The organism is Cnuibacter physcomitrellae, assembly GCF_014640535.1.
In the GTDB taxonomy this organism is placed as follows: Bacteria; Actinomycetota; Actinomycetes; order Actinomycetales; family Microbacteriaceae; genus Cnuibacter; species Cnuibacter physcomitrellae.
In genome coordinates, this window is the sequence record NZ_BMHD01000001.1 from 1382995 (window position 1) to 1399581 (window position 16587).

The window sequence follows — 16587 nt, forward strand, 5'->3', positions numbered from 1 at the left end:
CCGGATGCCGCGCACGCCGCACCGGGCACAGTGACGTACTACACAGGCGGGCCCGCGCGGTTCGATAGCGTGGGGGCCATGTCCCGCACCGAGACCTACATCCGGGCGATCGGGTTCGCCGTCGCCACCGCCGCTCTCGCCTTCCTGCTGATCAAGCCGATCGCGCAGGAGATCGAGCGGAAGCACTCCTAGCTGAACGCCCTGCCGGACTCGGTGCCGCTGGGCACATCCTGCAGCCGGCCGAGGATGTCGTCGGCGCTGTAGCTGCCGGACTGGACGATGAGCTCTTCGTCGAGCCAGCTGCCGCTCCCCCGCAGGTCGAAGACGCTGTCGCGGTAGAAGTCGTCCGTCGTGCCGAGGAGGGCCTGAGCCGACGGGATCAGGCCGGTGCAGGCGCCGGTGTAGATCTCGGCGGCCCTGAGGACCGCCTCGTCGGCGCACTCGCCGATGAAGCTCACGTCGAGCTTCGCGGCCGACGCCGCCGGCAGGATCTTCTCCATGAGCGCCTTCAATGTCTCAGGCGGCAGCGGGATCACGAACGACCCGCCGCGGTTCTCCTCGAGCCCGAACCTCTCCGCGGCCTCGATGGCCTGCACCTCGGGCACGATGTCGATGCCGAGTCGCAGGTTGCACGGGCCTTCGCAGTTGTCCTGCGCGGTCGAGACCGTCGCCGCCCACCCCGTCGACTGAAGAGTCTCGTCGACGAGTGTCTGGACCGGGCTCACCTGCGCTTCGACCTGGTCGAAGCTCGCGCCGCCGGGATCGTCGAACGGCGAGCGGCCGTCCGCGACAGGCACCACGAAGCATCCGGTGAGGGCGAGCATCCCCGCCGCCACCATCGCGGCGAGCCCCACTCCCCGCCGCACTCCCCCGCGCGCGCTCATGTCGGATCAGCTCGCCGTGGCCACGGCCCTCTCGTCGGACCGCGTGAGGTCGAGGACCTTGGCGGTCTCGTCGAGCGACTGCTCTGCGGCTGCCGGATCGGCGTTGAGCTTGGTGCCGAGCGACGGGACGAGCTGCTTGAGCTTCGGCTCCCACGCGGCCGACTCGGCCGGGAAGCACTTGCGGATGAGGTCGATCATGATCGGCACGGCGGTGGACGCACCGGGCGACGCACCGAGCAGGCCGGCGATCGTGCCGTCGGCGGAGGTGACCACCTCGGTGCCAAACTGCAGCACCCCGCCGCGCTTCGGGTCCTTCTTCATGACCTGGACGCGCTGGCCGGCCGTGATGAGGCGCCAGTCCTTGGACTGGGCCGTCGGCATGAACTCGCGGAGCGCCTCGAGCTTCTTGCTGCGGCTCGCGAGCAGCTCGCCGACGAGGTACTTCACCAAGTCGAAGTTGTCGCGGGCGACGGCGAGCATCGGCCCGAGGTTGTGCAGGCGGATGGACCCGGGCAGGTCGAACCACGAGCCCGACTTGAGGAACTTGGGGCTGAAGCCCGCGTACGGGCCGAAGAGCAGGGACGCCTGGCCGTCGACCACGCGGGTGTCGAGGTGCGGCACCGACATGGGCGGGGCGCCCACGGAGGCCTTGCCGTACACCTTCGCCTGGTGCTGCGCGACGATCTCGGGGTTGTCGGTGCGGAAGAACTTGCCGCTGATCGGGAACCCGCCGAACCCCTTGATCTCGGGGATGCCGGACTTCTGAAGGAGCGACAGCGCCCCTCCGCCCGCACCGACGAAGACGAACTTGCCATTGATCGAGTAGGGCGTGCCGCCGATGCGCTCGCGCACACGGACGGTCCAGGACCCGTCCTTCTGCTTCTTGAGGCCCTTGACGGTCGTCTCGCTGCGGTAGTCGACGCCGTTGGCACGGAGGTAGTCAACGAGCTGGTGCGTGAGCGAACCGAAGTCGACGTCCGTTCCGCTGGTGATGCGGGTCGCCGCGATCTTCTCGTCCTTCTGACGGTGGCGCATGAGCAGCGGCGCCCACTTGTAGATCTGGCGGGGGTCGTCGCTGAACTCGATGCCCTCGAAGAGCGGCTCGTCCTTCAGGATCTCCCAGCGCCGACGGAGGTAGTCGACGTTGTCGGCGCCGCGCACGAACGTCATGTGGGGCGTGGGGTTGATGAAGGTGGTGGGCGCATCGAGCACGCCGAACTCGACGAGGGAGGCCCAGAACTGACGGCTCACCTGGAACTGCTCGTTGATGTTGATGGCCTTCGACGGCTCCATCGTGCCGTCGGCCGCCTCGGGCATGTAGTTGAGCTCGGCGAGCGCTGCGTGACCGGTGCCGGCGTTGTTCCACGGGTTCGAGCTCTCAAGGGCGACGTCGTTCAGCCGCTCGAAGAGGACGATCGACCAGTCGGGCTGCAACTGCTTGATCATCGTGCCCAGGGTGGCACTCATGATGCCGCCGCCGATCAGGATGACATCCACGCTCTTTGTGCTCACCAACACAGTGTATACAGCGAGAAGACGGGGCAGGAACCGTCCACAGGAACAGCAAAGACCCCTCGCCTTTCGACGAGGGGTCTTCGCTATCGGGTGCGGATCAACCGCCCGAGTTCAGTCGGGTGACTGTCAGTGAGAGGTCTTCTGGCGACGGACGATCGTGAGCACGATCACGAAGGCCGCACCGAGGGCGAGCAGTCCGCCACCGGCCCAGAGGCCGAGGGTCGGGATGGTCGCACCCGTGTTGGGCAGACCACCGGTCGAACCACCGGAGGCCGAGCCACCGGTCGACGAGCCGGCCGAGAAGACGATCGAGCCGATCGCGCCGGACGAGAGCCCGGTGCCGGTCAGCGTGTACGCGCCGGTCGCGTTCGACGGGAGCGTCACGGTGACCGAAGCCGCGCCGGACGCGTCTGCCGCCTTGACGATGTTGGCGCTCGAGACAGCCGAGACGACCGAGGCGAGGCTCGCGCCCGCACCGTTCTCACCGGTCAGCGTGAAGCTGACCGACTCGTTGGGGTCGAAGCCGTCGAAGGAGAAGGTCCCGGAGCCGCCAGGAGCGATCGTCGCGGGTCCGGTGATGTCACCGGTCGGAATGTAGGCCTGCGCTGCAGCAGGAGCCACGAAGAGAGCGGCGGCCGCAATGGCCATGCCCGCCAGTACTTTCTTGATCATGAAGGAGTTCCCCACCCTTGTTTGTTGAGTTTCAGTGCACGAGCCCTACGCCCAGATCACTGTTCGTAGAGCCGATGATGCAGATGAATCACGGTCGATACTACCCGAACTCGCAGGTTGAGGACTCCGGCAATATTTCGTTCGTGTAAACACTGGGGGTCACCATGGGGGTCTGCTGCAGCGAGACATCGAGAGGATCACCTGGCTGAGCGAGGAAATCGGCGGTCACCGTGCGGCTCTCGCCGGGCGCCAGTTCCACCTTGAACTCCGCGACGGTGTGGTTCTGGTCGATCGCGGTGCGCGCCTGCCCGCCCTCGATTCCCGCGTTGATGCCCAGCGAGATGGAGGCGTTCACGGGGTCGGCCGGGCCGTCTGGGCCATAGATGTAGACGTAGGTGGAGACGTTACCTGGGGTTACGCCGTAGTCCCCACCGCCGGTGACGTATCGCGGGAGCGAATTTGCCGCGTCCGCGGGCGCGGTGTTCGTCAGCGTCGTCTGGACTCGGATGATCGGGCGACCGTCGGCACGACAGGACTGTGATGTCGTCGCCGTCGAGGCTGTGAGGTAGTAGTCCATCTTCGCGCCGGTCGCGTCGTTCAGGTACAGCCCGACTCCGGTCGAATCGTCAGTCGTCACGGGAAGCGGCCCCGCCAGAGTGGTCTGATCCAAGACGGCCTGCTCTTCAGCATGTGCGCTCCAGAGCTTGAACCGCTGCTCCTGACCCGCGCGCATCATGGCGTCGAGCAGCTTCTTCTGGTCGATGCTCCCCGCGGAGATACGGTCGAAGACCGCCTTCGCGACCTCGGCGAATGCCGCGTCCTGCACGTTCGGATCCGGGTAGCGCTCATACACGCCGCTGAGGAGGAACTCCACGGCGTTGGACGAGTCGAGCTGCTCGTCGATACCGGTCAGCTGGATGGGGCCTGTCGCCGCGAGCAAGTAGCTCAGCGCCACGGGATCGAAGGTGATGACGCCGTCGATGCTCCCGCCGAACCGGTCGGTCCACATCTTCGAGGCGATCTGACCGCTGAGGTCGAACTGGGGCACGAGCGTCGTGTTCTGAACGAACTGCGCTGCCTTGTCCTGGAACAGCCCCCGAGTCTCGTCCGGCAGCTGGACCACAGGCGTATCGAACTTCGTGAAGTCGCTACTCGACGCCTGCTGCACCAGGCTGACGCTCCCGCCTTCTGTGTGGATGAGCGCGAGGGCGCTCGTGATGCCACCACCCGCACGGAGCTCAGCGGGGTTCTGGAACGCGAGGAGATAGTTGCGTGGGCCCTCTGCTCCGAGCATCGCGGGGATGAGCTGCGTGGCGTTGTCGACTCCGATCAGGACACCGTTCGCTTGATCGACGGAGGCCCGAAGCAGCTCAACGGCGCTCGACACCTGAGGGATGAGGTCGTCGGGGTCGATGTCGTCCACGATGTCGGCGGCCGAGCCCACGGCCTGGCGCGCCCCCGACACCGTCTGCTGCACGTCGAGAAGCGGCTGCAGCGCGATCTTCCCGTCGACCGGCTGGAAGCTCGACAGACCGATCTGCTGAACGCTGGACGCGAGGGGCAGCACCACTCCCGAGGCGACGAGATCAGTCGCCTGTGCGGCCTGCCGAACAGCACGAAGATTGGGGCCGACCCACGGCACGAGCTCACCGGCACGCCAGATCGGGTCGCTGGTCAGGTCCGCGGCGGCGCGGGCGTGATCGGCGAGCTCCTGCGCGTCGGCCGAGGCGCCCTCAGTGGAGCCGTCCACGATCTGGTCTTGCGTGCTCTTGGCGAGGGGGATGGCGGCCTCGAGATGATCCTTCGCCATCAGGCCACGCACGCCGACCCAGATCACACAGCCGATCAGGACGAGAAAGACTCCGGCGATCGACCAGCCGACTATCCTCCGCGTCCGACGTGAACGGGAGGCCGACCTCGAGTGTCGGGCGTCTCGCCGGGAACGGGCATGGCCGGACGCTGCGCCGTCCGCCGGCTTCGCGTCGTCTGCGTTCTCCCCACCCACGGACGCCATTCAATCAGCACGAACCTCGTAGCCGCCTGGGCTCCGCCCGTGCGGCGTCAGGGGCGCCCCATGCCGCGGTACGTCCAGCCCGCGGCTCGCCATGCGGCGGGGTCGAGGCAGTTGCGTCCGTCGATGATCAGCTTGTTGTCGACCTTCTCACCGAGCTCGACGGGGTCGAGCGAGCGGAACTGCTTCCATTCCGTCAACACCACGACCGCATCAGCTCGGTTCACGGCCGTGTCGACGTTCTCCGTGAAGAGGAGCTGCGGGTGGCGCTTGCGTGAGTTATCGATCGCCTCCGGGTCGGTCGCGACGACCTCGGCACCCAGCCCGTGGAGCTGCACGGCCACGTCGAGCGCCGGCGAGTCGCGGATGTCGTCGGAATCGGGCTTGAAGGCAAGCCCCAGGACGGCGACCTTCTTCTTGTAGACCTGGCCGCCGAACTCCTCCTTGACCAGGTCGACCACCCGTTGCCGACGCCGGAGGTTGATCGCATCGACCTCTTTGAGGAAGGCCACGGACTCCCCTCGGCCGAGTTCCTCCGCGCGAGCGGAGAAGGCTCGGATGTCCTTCGGCAGGCAGCCGCCCCCGAACCCCACCCCGGCGTTGAGGAAGCGCCGACCGATTCGAGCGTCATAACCGATCGCGTCAGCAAGGCTCGTGACGTCCGCTCCGCTGACCTCTGCGATCTCAGCCATCGCATTGATAAACGAGATCTTCGTAGCGAGGAAAGCGTTCGCGGCGACCTTCACAAGCTCCGCCGTGGCGTAGTCGGTGACGATCCGGGGCGTGTCGTTGCTGAGCGCGGTGGCGTAGACCTCATCGAGGAGCGCGGTGGCGCGCTCGCCAGCTTCGGCCGCAGGCACTCCGTAGACGAGGCGGTCCGGGGAGATGGTGTCCTTGATGGCGAACCCCTCCCGCAGAAACTCTGGGTTCCAGGCCAGCAACACCGATTCGCTATGCACGCTCATCCGAGTCGCGAGGGCGGCCGCAGTCCCCACCGGAACAGTGGATTTTCCCACGACGAGGTCACCATCCTCGAGGTGAGGAATCAACGCGTCCACGGCAGCATGCACATGGCTTAGGTCAGCCGCGTACTCGCCGGGCTTCTGAGGAGTTCCGACGGCGACGAAGTGGACCTTGGCACCAGCGGCCGCCGCGAACTCCGTCGAAAACGATAGCCGACCGGTCGCGAGCGCCGACTTCAGAGTCTCGGGAAGACCGGGCTCAAAGAATGGCGCCCGGCCGCTCGACAGGGAATCAATCTTCGCCGCGTCCACGTCGATTCCGACGACCTCATGACCAAGTTCCGCCATCGACGCCGCGTGCACCGCGCCCAGGTAGCCACAACCGATAACCGAAATCTTCACCGTTCTCCATCTCACCTGTGGGTGCGACAGAGTACGGCACCCGCGCCGATTCCTATCACGACAACGTTGCGGCCGGGTGACTCGTCACTCTCGGATCGCCGCGGCGTGCTCGCGGTACCACTCGACGGTCGATCGAAGACCGTCCTCCAGGCCGATGCTCGATGTCCATCCTGCGTCCGCGAGCTTGGACACATCGAGAAGCTTCTGGGGCGTTCCGTCGGGCTTGGTCGTATCCCACTCAGTGCGGCCCTCGAACCCGACGACCTTGGCGACCGACTCTGCGATCTCACGGATGGTGACGTCCGACCCGGTCCCCACGTTGACCTGTTCAGGCCCGTCGTAGTTCTCGAGGAGATGAAGACACGCGGCAGCCATGTCATCGACGTGGAGGAACTCCCGTCGCGGCGTGCCCGTCCCCCAGTTCGTGACGGTCTCGGCGCCGGACTTGGCGGCCTCGTCGTACCGCCTGATCAACGCTGGCAGGACGTGCGACCCCTTCGGGGAGAAGTTGTCTCCAGGACCGTAGAGGTTCGTAGGCATGGCCGAGATCCAGTGCTTGCCGTACTGGCGGCGCACAGCCTGGATCTGCAAAATTCCAGCGATCTTCGCGATCGCATAAGCGTCGTTGGTCGGCTCGAGATGCCCGGTGAGAAGCGAGTCCTCCCTGATCGGCTGCGCCGCGAACTTCGGGTATATGCAGGACGAACCCAGGAACAGCAGGCGATCGACGTCGGCTTCAACCGCGGCGTCGAGCACGTTGGTCTGGATCTGCAGGTTCTCGCTGAGGAAGTCGACCGGATAGGTGCTGTTCGCGAGAATGCCGCCTACCTTCGCCGCCGCGAGAACGACGTAGGTCGGCTTGGCCTCGCGGAAGTAGTCGAACACGGCCTTGCGGTCTCGCAGGTCGAGCTCCTTCGACGACTGACCGGTGAGACCCGTGAAGCCCTCAGACTCGAGCTTCCGCCAGATGGCAGACCCCACGAGACCTCGGTGTCCGGCCACGTAGAAGGTGGCGTCGCGATCGAGAGGCCGCGGTGAGAACTCCTTGGCGTCAGTCACTCGGCGGTCCCCCAACTCGCGAGCTTCACCTTGTCGATCCAGTGGCGACCTTCATGCTCCAACGCCTCGATGTCGGCGTCGACCATGATGCGGGCCAGCTGCGCCGTATCCACAGTCGCCTCCCACCCCAGCTTCTCGCGAGCCTTCGACGCGTCGCCGATCAGGGCGTCGACCTCCGTGGGGCGAAGGTAGCGCTCGTCGAATCGAACGTGGTCCTCCCAGTTCAGGCCCGCGTGCGCAAAAGCGGTCTCCAGGAAGTCGCGAACGGTGAAGTTGCCGCCGGTCGCGAGAACGAAGTCGTCCGGTTCGTCAGCCTGCAGCATCCGCCACATGCCCTCGACATATTCAGGTGCGTAGCCCCAGTCGCGAACCGCGTCCAGGTTGCCGAGGTAGACGTAATCCTGCTGGCCGGCCTTGATTGCGGCCACCGCACGAGTGATCTTGCGGGTAACAAAGGTCTCGCCCCGGCGGGGTGACTCGTGATTGAAGAGGATTCCGTTCGTCGCGAACATGCCATAAGCCTCGCGGTAGTTCTTCGTTATCCAAAAGCTGTAGAGCTTTGCGGCGCCGTATGGTGACCGAGGATAGAAAGGAGTGGTCTCGTTTTGCGGCGGAGGAGTCGCGCCGTAAAGTTCAGAGGAAGAGGCCTGATAGAACCGTGTTTCGATCCCCGCTAGACGCACGGCTTCCAGCAGCCGGACTGACCCTACTCCGGTTGCGTCGGCCGTGTACTCGGGCGCATCGAAAGAGACTCTGACATGGGACTGGGCTCCAAGGTTATACACCTCACTCGGCCTAATTTCGGCTAACAGAGTCACCAGCCGTGAACCGTCAGTCAGATCGCCGTAGTGTAGAAAAAGTGAGGCTCCCGGAACGTGGGGGTCAACGTAGAGATGATCGATCCGGGACGTATTGAACGTTGACGCCCGTCGGATTAATCCATGCACCTCGTAACCCTTCCCAATGAGAAGTTCTGCGAGATAGGAGCCGTCTTGACCGGTGATTCCTGTGATCAGTGCGCGCTTTTGGTTCACTTGTCCGCCATTCGGTCGTTCTAGAGGATGTGGCCCCTCGCCGCATTGCCAACAGGCCTGATGTCTCGTACATTCAATCGCATCCGCGTCGAGCTTGGCGCTAAGCCGTCGCGGCACCGGTGTCTAGGTGTCGTCCCTCAACTTGACGGAGACTCACTGTGACCGAAGGTTTCTTGTCCGCGCTCGTCCAGGATCGATTTGATGTCCTTTTCAAGGATGTAACAGAAGTCATCTTCACGGATTTCCCTGATTATGCGAACGTAGGTGATTCAGCAATTGCGCTGGGCGTCCTTGCTTACCTCAAGCAGCGACGGATTGTTGTATCGAGTGTGTACAGTATTGACTCTTTGGATCGGGGAAGCGTAGGTGCCGCTCGCGCTCTCGTAATCAATGGCGGTGGAAGCTTCGGGGGCTTGTACCCCATCGCTGACAGAAACAGAGTCGCGATAGCGCAGGCCAAGCGCTCTGACGCAATCTTGATACAGGCTCCTCAGTCTGTGCATTTCTCAACAGATCAGGCTGAGATCGATCTAATGACCGTGCTCGCCGCAACGACGAACTTCCGCCTCGCGGTGCGCGACGCGGTGTCGGGACAGAGGGTGGACCGGTGGGGCATCCCCGCTGTTTTGTCTCCCGACTCGGCCCACCTTCTACGTCTCCCGCCCCGTCCCCCAACACGTGCGCTCTCCATACTCCAGCGCTCGGACTTCGAGAGCAGAGATCGAGCGGTCGTGCCCGAAGGAGCAGATTGGCTTCGAGATACCCCAAGTACTGCGATGGCCACCAAAGCCCGAAAGATCACTCGCTTCACCCGTAGGCCCCCAAAATTTATGCGGTCAGAGGCCTATTGGACGAGGGTGGCGGAGGGGAGGCTTCAGCGTGGACTTCGGATGCTTGATGCGGAGGTTGTAATCACCGACCGACTGCATGCAATGATCCTGGCTTTGAAGCTAGGCAGGAGGGTAATCGCTGTGGACAACTCGAACGGGAAACTCAGTGAGTACGCTGCAACATGGCTCTCGACCGAGCCAAGTCTGGAGTTCGCCGAAAGCTTCACTGACGCCCGTGCTCGGGTGCATTCGTAGCTAATCCATCGAAAGCGAAGTCGATTAATGCCTCAGCTGGTGGTTCTGATGCCGGTGCGTAACGGTGAAAGAACAATCGTAGACGCGGTGAAATCTACCCTGAGAGCTTTGCCTTCCGATGGTGAGCTAGTCGTATTTAACGACGGTTCGTCCGACAATACAATGCAGCTTCTGTCGGCCTTCAACTCGACTAGCCTGCGTGTCCTTGGCGACAGTAGCTCGTCGATCGGAGTAGCAGGGGCTTTGAACGCGCTCATTCGTGCTTCAGACAGCGACCTAGTCGCTCGCATGGATGCCGATGACATTTGCTTGCCTGGACGGTTGAAGTATCAGATGAGCCGCATCAAGCGGGGCGTCGACGTATCGTTTACAAACACTTTGCATTTCGGTGTCGGGCTACCGCGCCCGTCACTCCCAGTGCAGCTCAAAACTTCACTAATCGCCTCCTTGCTGCTGACTTCGAATCCTGTCGCTCACTCGACGATGATGTGCCGCCGCGATGTTTTGGAACAGAGCGGGGGCTATAGAGAATGCATGGCTGAAGACTACGATCTATGGCTTCGCCTTGCAGCCTCCGGCCACCGTCTCGAGCGAAGTGCCGTTCCCTTCTTGGCGTATAGGCATCACGCAGGCCAGGTCACTTCGGCGTCAAATTGGTCCGAGAGAGCAGAATCGGAACCCATGATTGAAGACGCAAGACGGAGTCTTGCCGCAATCGTGTATCCACGTTGGACAGACCATGCACTGAGACGCGCGGACCTAAAGAACGATTCGGGTTTTCGTTGGGTCGATGACGTCTCGCGCTCGCTCAATTTGACGACCATCGAACGCAGCATTTTGCTGTCACGAGCCAAACGGACCTACCCTCATGAGTAGAGGGCTCACGGAGGATTGAATGAGGGGCTACGGAGATCACGGCTTCTGGGAAACAGTCCGGGACGACCGACGGGCAAATCCACGCGACCCGAAGGCTCGCTCGGTGCTGTTTTGGTTTCGTGTTTGTCAGCTCTTGATCGGAGACATCAGCCGGCCACGTGCGATATCGATACCTGCAGTCATCGTCTACCGGGCGGTGACCGAACTTGTCTTGGGAATCGAGTTGAGACCCAAGACCGCTGTCGGACCTGGCCTGAGCATCTTTCATGGCTTTGGACTTGTAGTTAACGATCACGCCGTCTTGGGGAGAGACGTGAAACTGCGAAACGGCGTGACGATCGGCCATCAGTACGCTGGCGGCCCCTCGCCGCGTCTAGGCGAAGGCGTCGAAGTCGGCGCCAACGCGGCCATAATCGGGGACATCGACGTCGGAGCGCACTGCATTGTAGGCGCAAACGCGGTACTTACGAAGTCGCTCCCGCCCCACGCAGTGGCTGTTGGCAACCCCGCTCGCATCATTCGCGTAAACGAGACCCATTGAGTCGGCTAGTTGGGGCGGTCAAAGCGCCTCGCGCAAGGCTTTCCTGGGTGTCCCTTTTGGCTCTCCTCTGGCTGGCGCTAGTCAGTGCTCCGACTCTCTGGTCTCTCGGGCCGATCTCCGGGTCGGGCATTCTCACCATCTTCACCTTTGTGCTCCTTCTCGTGGCCCTCCCGTTCACCGTTGCTCTCAAGGCCATGTCCGACAACGCGCGTACGGCTTCAGACTCCTGGTCCGACCGCAACGGGAACCTTCAACCGCTCATGAAAAGCCGCTTCGGCCATCCATGGCTTCCGTTGGCTTTCGGGTTGTTTGTCGTTGCAGCGTGCGCGCGGCTAGCGCTCGATTTCTCGGTTGAAGGATTGCAGAACGTTGCAGTGTACTCAAGCTTCGCGATTGCGGCAGTAGTTGTTGCCTCCTCCAGTTCACTTGGTTCTGCAGATCTTTTCCTTCGTCTCGCTCGTGTCTTAGCGAGCGCCGTCGGAGTCATTGCTCTCGTCACGTTTTTGCTCGATCTGCACCTGTACGATGCGCGGGCTTTCGCGCTTGAGGGGCTCGTTCTTCTTTCAATTGTCATTCCCGAGCGCAGCAATAACGTCCTTGTACGCCTTGCGCCGTACGTATTAACGGCCGCAATCGCGCTCAGTCTCTCCCGGACAGCGACCGTCATAGCTATTGGGATGCTGGTCTTCGTCGTCCTACGTGGAAAGAGGCGAGGAAAACTCATCCGCGCGATACTGCTGCTTCTAGTTGCCGCAACTTCGACGGTGCTGTTGGTGACCTTGTACCCGCCCTTTCGCGATCGATTCCTCGTGGGCGACAACGCTGTGACTTATGGCGGAGTAGCCATCAACACCTCCGGCCGCACAGCGATATGGGATCTACTGCTCCGCGGGGTTCCCGACGCACCAGTGTTTGGCCATGGACCGGGTGCGGCATCCGCGACGATTATCGCGCGCTACCCACAGATTGGTCATCCACATAATGACTACATCCGAATTCTTTTTGATTTTGGTTGGATCGGCCTAGCTCTCTTTGTGATCGGCTACTGCACGATCATTTTCTGGACACTACGACGCGCGATTGCATTCCGCGCTCCTATCCACTGGAGTGCCACTATTGCTCTACTCGGGGTAGGCCTCAGCGGATTGACGGACAACGCCTTTGTCTACCCCTTCGTGATGGTTCCGTTGGGTGTGCTTGTGGGTCTCTCTTTAGCTTGGCCCGGAACCCCGAGCTTGTCGGAGGCTGAAGTTTCCCAGAGCGAATCGCAGAGCCATACCGCCCAGCTGTCCGGCCGGTAATGCAGCTTCACCGATGAGAGGCATGAGCAACCATGTCGCCGTCAGCGAGAGAATGCAACAGCAAGCCGTCTGAATGACCCATCGCACTGCCTTCCCATCCGCATACATGAATGACGAGATTGAGTTCGATAAACCTTCGGCTGTGAAAGCCAGAGCTCGCGCGCTAGCAAGTCCCGCTGAAATAGTCCGGCCAGTGAGTGAGGACAGTGCACTACTCGCAAAGAAGGTTGCAGCGCTGTACAAGATCCCCGCCCCACCGATTGCCCACGCGAGTACGGTCCGCAGTCTCTTGTAGCGCCGGGTTCCCCTTGCTCTGATAGCCGCGGGGACCAAGAAGGTCCCAAACGCTGATGCCACTACGAACACCGGTGAGGCCGCAACTCGAGCTGCTTCGAGATGAGCAACTGCACCGGAGCCCAGAGAAGTTAGAACGAGGACGGTCGCCACATACCATGTGAGTTGGATCACGCCGTCTGAACCGAGATACCAAACTCGCTGTGTAACGCGTGGCAGTCGAAACGTCCGAAGCTCAGCCCGCCGCAACTGCCCAACCCCGAAGGCAGCGGAGATGAGGTTACCGGCGGCCAGTGCAGCTAGAGGAACCGCCCCATCAATACTCTCCGCGTGGGACGAGAGGACCGCCCCTACCGACAGCACGCAAATCAGGAGATTGACGCCTGAGCAGACTGCCGCGGATCCATGAAAATTGACTAGGTGCAGAGATGCCCGAACATGATCTTGGAAGGGGGACACGCACACGAGAGCAACAGCTGAGAGGCTCATGGTCACCCACGAGTTCCATCCAACATTAGGCAGCTGGGGGACGCCTAGGACAAGCGTGATGACCCCGGCGACGACGATAACCCAAGCGGCCGACCGCAGTACGAGGAACGGCTTTGGCGCTGCGACACCTCCGCTCATGTTCACAGCGAGCCGCGCTGGCAGCATTATCAACTGCTGGGGAAGGAGCATCGTGATTAGAGCGCCCGCAAACAACAAGCTGTAGAGCGCGAGTTCATTCGGGTGCAAGAAGCGCACGGCGAGAACTCCGATGACGAAAGTAGCTAACGCAGATGATCCGGCGTCAGCTATACCAAATGCAGTCCGCTTCATTCTCAAACAGGGAGCCGAGCATCGGCTCGCCGCTCAATGAGCTCATAGGTCGCGGCGAGCATCTCGGGCACGCGGTCCGCGAACCAGCGATCTGTTGCTGGTTGAATCCCGGAACTTATGGCCGATCTAGTGCTCTCAACCAAGTCTTCGAGGCGTGTCCCTTCAGCGACGATTCCGAGGCGAGCTATTCGAACGATGCTATCGGCTCCGGAATCCGGGTAGACGACTGGCGTGAGACCGAGCGCCTGGGCCTCCCCGATCACCCAAGGCGCGCCTTCTCGCTTAGACGGGTGCAGCAGCACCGCGCCCTCGGCCATTAGCCTCAGCGTCTCGAATCTGTCCTGCTTTCCGACTAGCTCGACTCTATCCGACACCCCGAGCTCTCGCGCGAGATCATGGAGTTCGCCGGCCAAGGGTCCGCCGCCCACGATCCTCAACCTCACAAACTCTGGAAGTTCGGCCAAGACACGAATGGAATGATCGAATCGTTTGCGTGAGATTAGGCGTCCCACGCTTAGCAGCAAAGAACTGTCTCGCCCGCCGACGGATTGTCGCGCCTGTTCGATCTCGTCCCTATCGAGCAGAATGTTTGGCTCTATGCGATGCGGCACGCCCCATCTGGACCATTGGTCTGCGACATTTTCATTCTGCGCTAGCCCCAGCTCCACGCCTTGAAGGTTCATACGAGCCACCCGGAGTCGAAGTTTAGTTGCAACACGGGTGAGTAGAGAGCCATCAGCTTGTATCGATGAACTACCAGCCGGCCCGAAGACTCTAAGTACCCCCCGACCGACTAACCATTCGAAGGTAGGAAGATTGTCGGTGGCGAACGTAAGGTGGTGAACTATCGCCCCGCGGTGGCTCCGCGCTATGGCTTTTCGGACTTGCCAAACCGCATGTAACTGCCAAGCTACATATGCCGCGCGCACTCGATCTCGCTTAGTAGCGGCAACCAAGAATCTAGGGAGGGATACAGCCATGAATCGCATCTTCGAGTCGATACCCTCGCGTGCGAGAGCTTGGCGCAACTTCTCGACCCGGTGTGGCCGCGTGACGAAGACCACGTCGCGTCCGGTGGCGATCTGAAATAGCGAGAGCGCCTTCGCAAAGCTGTATCCAGCGCCCGGCTCGCTACCGCGGTGTGGCTCGGCTGCGAAAGCGATCGCGAAAATGACGCGATCAATAGCTGGCTTCTTGTCAATCACTCGCAAGACTCTCTCTTAACGCCTGATCCCATCGAGCAGAGTACGTAGCAAAGGAGTACGTCTTTTTGTAGCGGAAGCGTGCCGAGTTACTAGCGCTCATTCTGCGCAGCGGATCCTTTGCGAGGGAAATCGCGAAGTCTGCAGCGGCCCGGGTGTCACCGATCGGAACGATGTGGCTTCCGTCCTGGTTGCCGAGTACGTCAACTATTCCTCCGATTGCGTAAGCGACCACCGGGGTACCAGAAGCCAGACTCTCGAGGATGGTAAGCGGTTGCGCCTCGTACTTGTATTTGCTCGGAAAGATAAGCAGATCGGCCTGGGCTAACAGTCGCCACTTATCGTCTTGACCGATCGGTCCCAAAACTCGCGTGCTTGGTCCCAGTTCGGCAGTGAGAGCGAGTTCCTCAACGATGGCAACCGTGTACTCAGCACTTTCAGCTCCCGCGACAACAAACTGGCTATCAGTGTGCTCGGAACTGACCTTTCCTGCGATATCGATGAAGTCCGCGACGCCTTTTTCGCGCAACATATTCGATAGGAAGAGAACGGTGAAAGGACGCACAGCTCCGTCGTCAATGGGCACAGACGAAGCTCTTTCCTCCGCTTCGACTGCAAGCGCGTTAGGTATCGAAAGTAGAGAGCCACGCACCCATGGAGAGACGTCAGCCTCGAGGGCGGGAGAAAGGCAAATACAGCTGCTCAAACTCCCGAGGAGGTACCCAACCAATAGACGCCATACACCATTGCGCTCTGCAAGGTCGTGAAAGCCGAGAGTGTGGACGTACCCAATAATTGGACGACGCCGAAGTCGCAGCAGCGACATTAGAAGGACGTCAACCAAGAACGACCCAGGTCGATTTGTGATGAAGAACACGACTACCGGAGGTCTGCTCACCAACCAGACGGAGGCTAGACGAGCGAGCAGGACGCCGATACGCAATACTTTCGAAATCTTGATCCTGCCTACTTCCCCCACCGTTCTGCTGAACCGCCGTTCAATTAGGATCGGCACCCACTTGTTAGCCCGCAGTGCCTCCAGAAGGGTCAGGGTCATCATCGTTGACCCATGGACCGGAGGTGGAATTTGACTGATCACGGCGACAGTCCGGGCTGAGGTCATGTTCGACTCCGCCACAGGCGAGCGACCAGCACTACGAACTGTACGTTGCCGATCAGGTACCGCCGCCAAAGCCTCCTAGGTTCCATGGCAAGTCGAAAGGCCCACTCCAAGCCCGCTCGGCGAAGAACCGGCGGCGCCTCGCGAAGTGTTCCTGCCGCGTAGTCAAAGGCCGCACCGACAGCAACTGCGGTCACACCTACCGAGTGGGTGATTCGCTGAGCCTCAATGTCTTGCTTTGGCGTTCCCAGTCCTACCCAAACGATGCTTGCTCCGCTGCTCCGAATTAGATCGTCTTGGACAGCCAATTCTCCGCTACTGAGCGCACGGAACGGTGGGCTGTATGCGCCGACGATCTCGGCGTCTGGGAAACGGTCATGGAGCTTCTTCTCGAGCATCTCCAGAGTTTCGGGAGCGCTGCCGAGCAGAAAGTGCTTGACACCATCTGCCTGGCCCAAACGAAATACATCCAGAAAGAACTGCGGACCTCTGGTCTGCTCGAGCGCAGGTTTGTCACGTCGCAGACGCGAGACCCAGCTCAGAGGTTTTCCGTCCGGGTAACAGATCCCTTGCGAATAGACGTAAGACAAACGCTCGTCACGCGAAGCTAGTGTGATCGAGTATGCGTTAGCGAGATGCACGTGATGTGGCGCCCGAGCTGCTGTAAGCGCAACGGTCTGGAGCGCCGCGTCTTCAGGTGACGCGGCTACAAACCTCACGCCGCCCACACGATGACTCACAAATGAGGGATTCAATAGTTGATACCTCCTACTGGGGTGGTCCCTTTGATCCGGTTCATTTACGACGTCG

General features: G+C 61.6%; 14 protein-coding genes. 4 read left to right on the top strand and 10 right to left on the bottom strand.

Features of this window, described 5'->3' with window-relative positions:
* Window positions 1-188: 188 nt before the first annotated feature.
* From IEX69_RS06455 to gmd, 7 genes are all read right to left on the bottom strand, one after another.
* Window positions 189-884: a hypothetical protein gene (locus IEX69_RS06455; RefSeq protein ID WP_157127225.1), complete on the bottom strand. Its 696-nt coding sequence runs from the start codon at window positions 882-884 to the stop codon at window positions 189-191.
* A 6-nt stretch (window positions 885-890) separates the two neighbouring features.
* Entirely contained in the window at window positions 891-2396 is a 1506-nt protein-coding gene (locus IEX69_RS06460) for a malate:quinone oxidoreductase (RefSeq protein WP_085021519.1), read from the bottom strand.
* A 129-nt stretch (window positions 2397-2525) separates the two neighbouring features.
* Window positions 2526-3071: an LPXTG cell wall anchor domain-containing protein gene (locus IEX69_RS06465; protein WP_157127226.1), complete on the bottom strand. Its 546-nt coding sequence runs from the start codon at window positions 3069-3071 to the stop codon at window positions 2526-2528.
* A 100-nt stretch (window positions 3072-3171) separates the two neighbouring features.
* Complete coding sequence (locus IEX69_RS06470; protein WP_174604473.1) at window positions 3172-4881, bottom strand: DUF4012 domain-containing protein; 1710 nt, start codon at window positions 4879-4881, stop codon at window positions 3172-3174.
* A gap of 251 nt (window positions 4882-5132) precedes the next feature.
* Window positions 5133-6446, bottom strand: a complete 1314-nt coding sequence (locus tag IEX69_RS06475) for a UDP-glucose dehydrogenase family protein (protein ID WP_085020248.1) — start codon at window positions 6444-6446, stop codon at window positions 5133-5135.
* 84 nt (window positions 6447-6530) lie between these two features.
* A complete protein-coding gene (locus tag IEX69_RS06480; RefSeq protein WP_085020249.1) occupies window positions 6531-7505 on the bottom strand; it encodes a GDP-L-fucose synthase family protein in 975 nt (324 codons plus the stop codon).
* Complete coding sequence (gene gmd / locus IEX69_RS06485) at window positions 7502-8539, bottom strand: GDP-mannose 4,6-dehydratase (protein ID WP_085020250.1); 1038 nt, start codon at window positions 8537-8539, stop codon at window positions 7502-7504. The genes IEX69_RS06480 and gmd overlap by 4 nt, the downstream gene beginning before the upstream one ends.
* 158 nt (window positions 8540-8697) lie before the next feature.
* Here gmd and IEX69_RS06490 point away from each other — a divergent pair, with 158 nt between their 5' ends.
* The 4 genes from IEX69_RS06490 to IEX69_RS06505 are packed head-to-tail and all read left to right on the top strand — an operon-like array spanning window position 8698 to window position 12342.
* Window positions 8698-9624 (top strand): polysaccharide pyruvyl transferase family protein, encoded by a 927-nt coding sequence (locus IEX69_RS06490; protein ID WP_085020251.1) that lies wholly within the window; start codon window positions 8698-8700, stop codon window positions 9622-9624.
* A gap of 27 nt (window positions 9625-9651) precedes the next feature.
* Window positions 9652-10500 (top strand): glycosyltransferase family 2 protein, encoded by an 849-nt coding sequence (locus IEX69_RS21200; RefSeq protein WP_085020252.1) that lies wholly within the window; start codon window positions 9652-9654, stop codon window positions 10498-10500.
* Window positions 10501-10519: 19 nt separating this feature from the next.
* Window positions 10520-11041 carry a serine O-acetyltransferase gene (locus IEX69_RS06500; protein ID WP_085020253.1) on the top strand — a complete coding sequence of 174 codons (522 nt, stop codon included), beginning with the start codon at window positions 10520-10522 and terminating at the stop codon, window positions 11039-11041.
* Window positions 11042-11088: 47 nt separating this feature from the next.
* Window positions 11089-12342, top strand: coding sequence for an O-antigen ligase family protein (locus IEX69_RS06505; RefSeq protein ID WP_085020254.1), 1254 nt, complete (start codon window positions 11089-11091; stop codon window positions 12340-12342).
* Between the two features lie 1115 nt (window positions 12343-13457).
* Here IEX69_RS06505 and IEX69_RS20850 read toward each other — a convergent pair.
* The 3 genes from IEX69_RS20850 to IEX69_RS21205 all read right to left on the bottom strand — a co-directional run bounded on the left by IEX69_RS20850 (window position 13458) and on the right by IEX69_RS21205 (window position 16517).
* Window positions 13458-14444, bottom strand: coding sequence for a glycosyltransferase (locus IEX69_RS20850; protein WP_308420513.1), 987 nt, complete (start codon window positions 14442-14444; stop codon window positions 13458-13460).
* Between the two features lie 208 nt (window positions 14445-14652).
* The gene (locus IEX69_RS06515) at window positions 14653-15243 is read right to left on the bottom strand and encodes a glycosyltransferase family 4 protein (protein ID WP_174604474.1); all 591 of its coding nucleotides are present in this window, start codon (window positions 15241-15243) and stop codon (window positions 14653-14655) included.
* 533 nt (window positions 15244-15776) lie between these two features.
* The gene (locus IEX69_RS21205) at window positions 15777-16517 is read right to left on the bottom strand and encodes a WecB/TagA/CpsF family glycosyltransferase (RefSeq protein ID WP_373284429.1); all 741 of its coding nucleotides are present in this window, start codon (window positions 16515-16517) and stop codon (window positions 15777-15779) included.
* Window positions 16518-16587 lie beyond the last annotated feature (70 nt).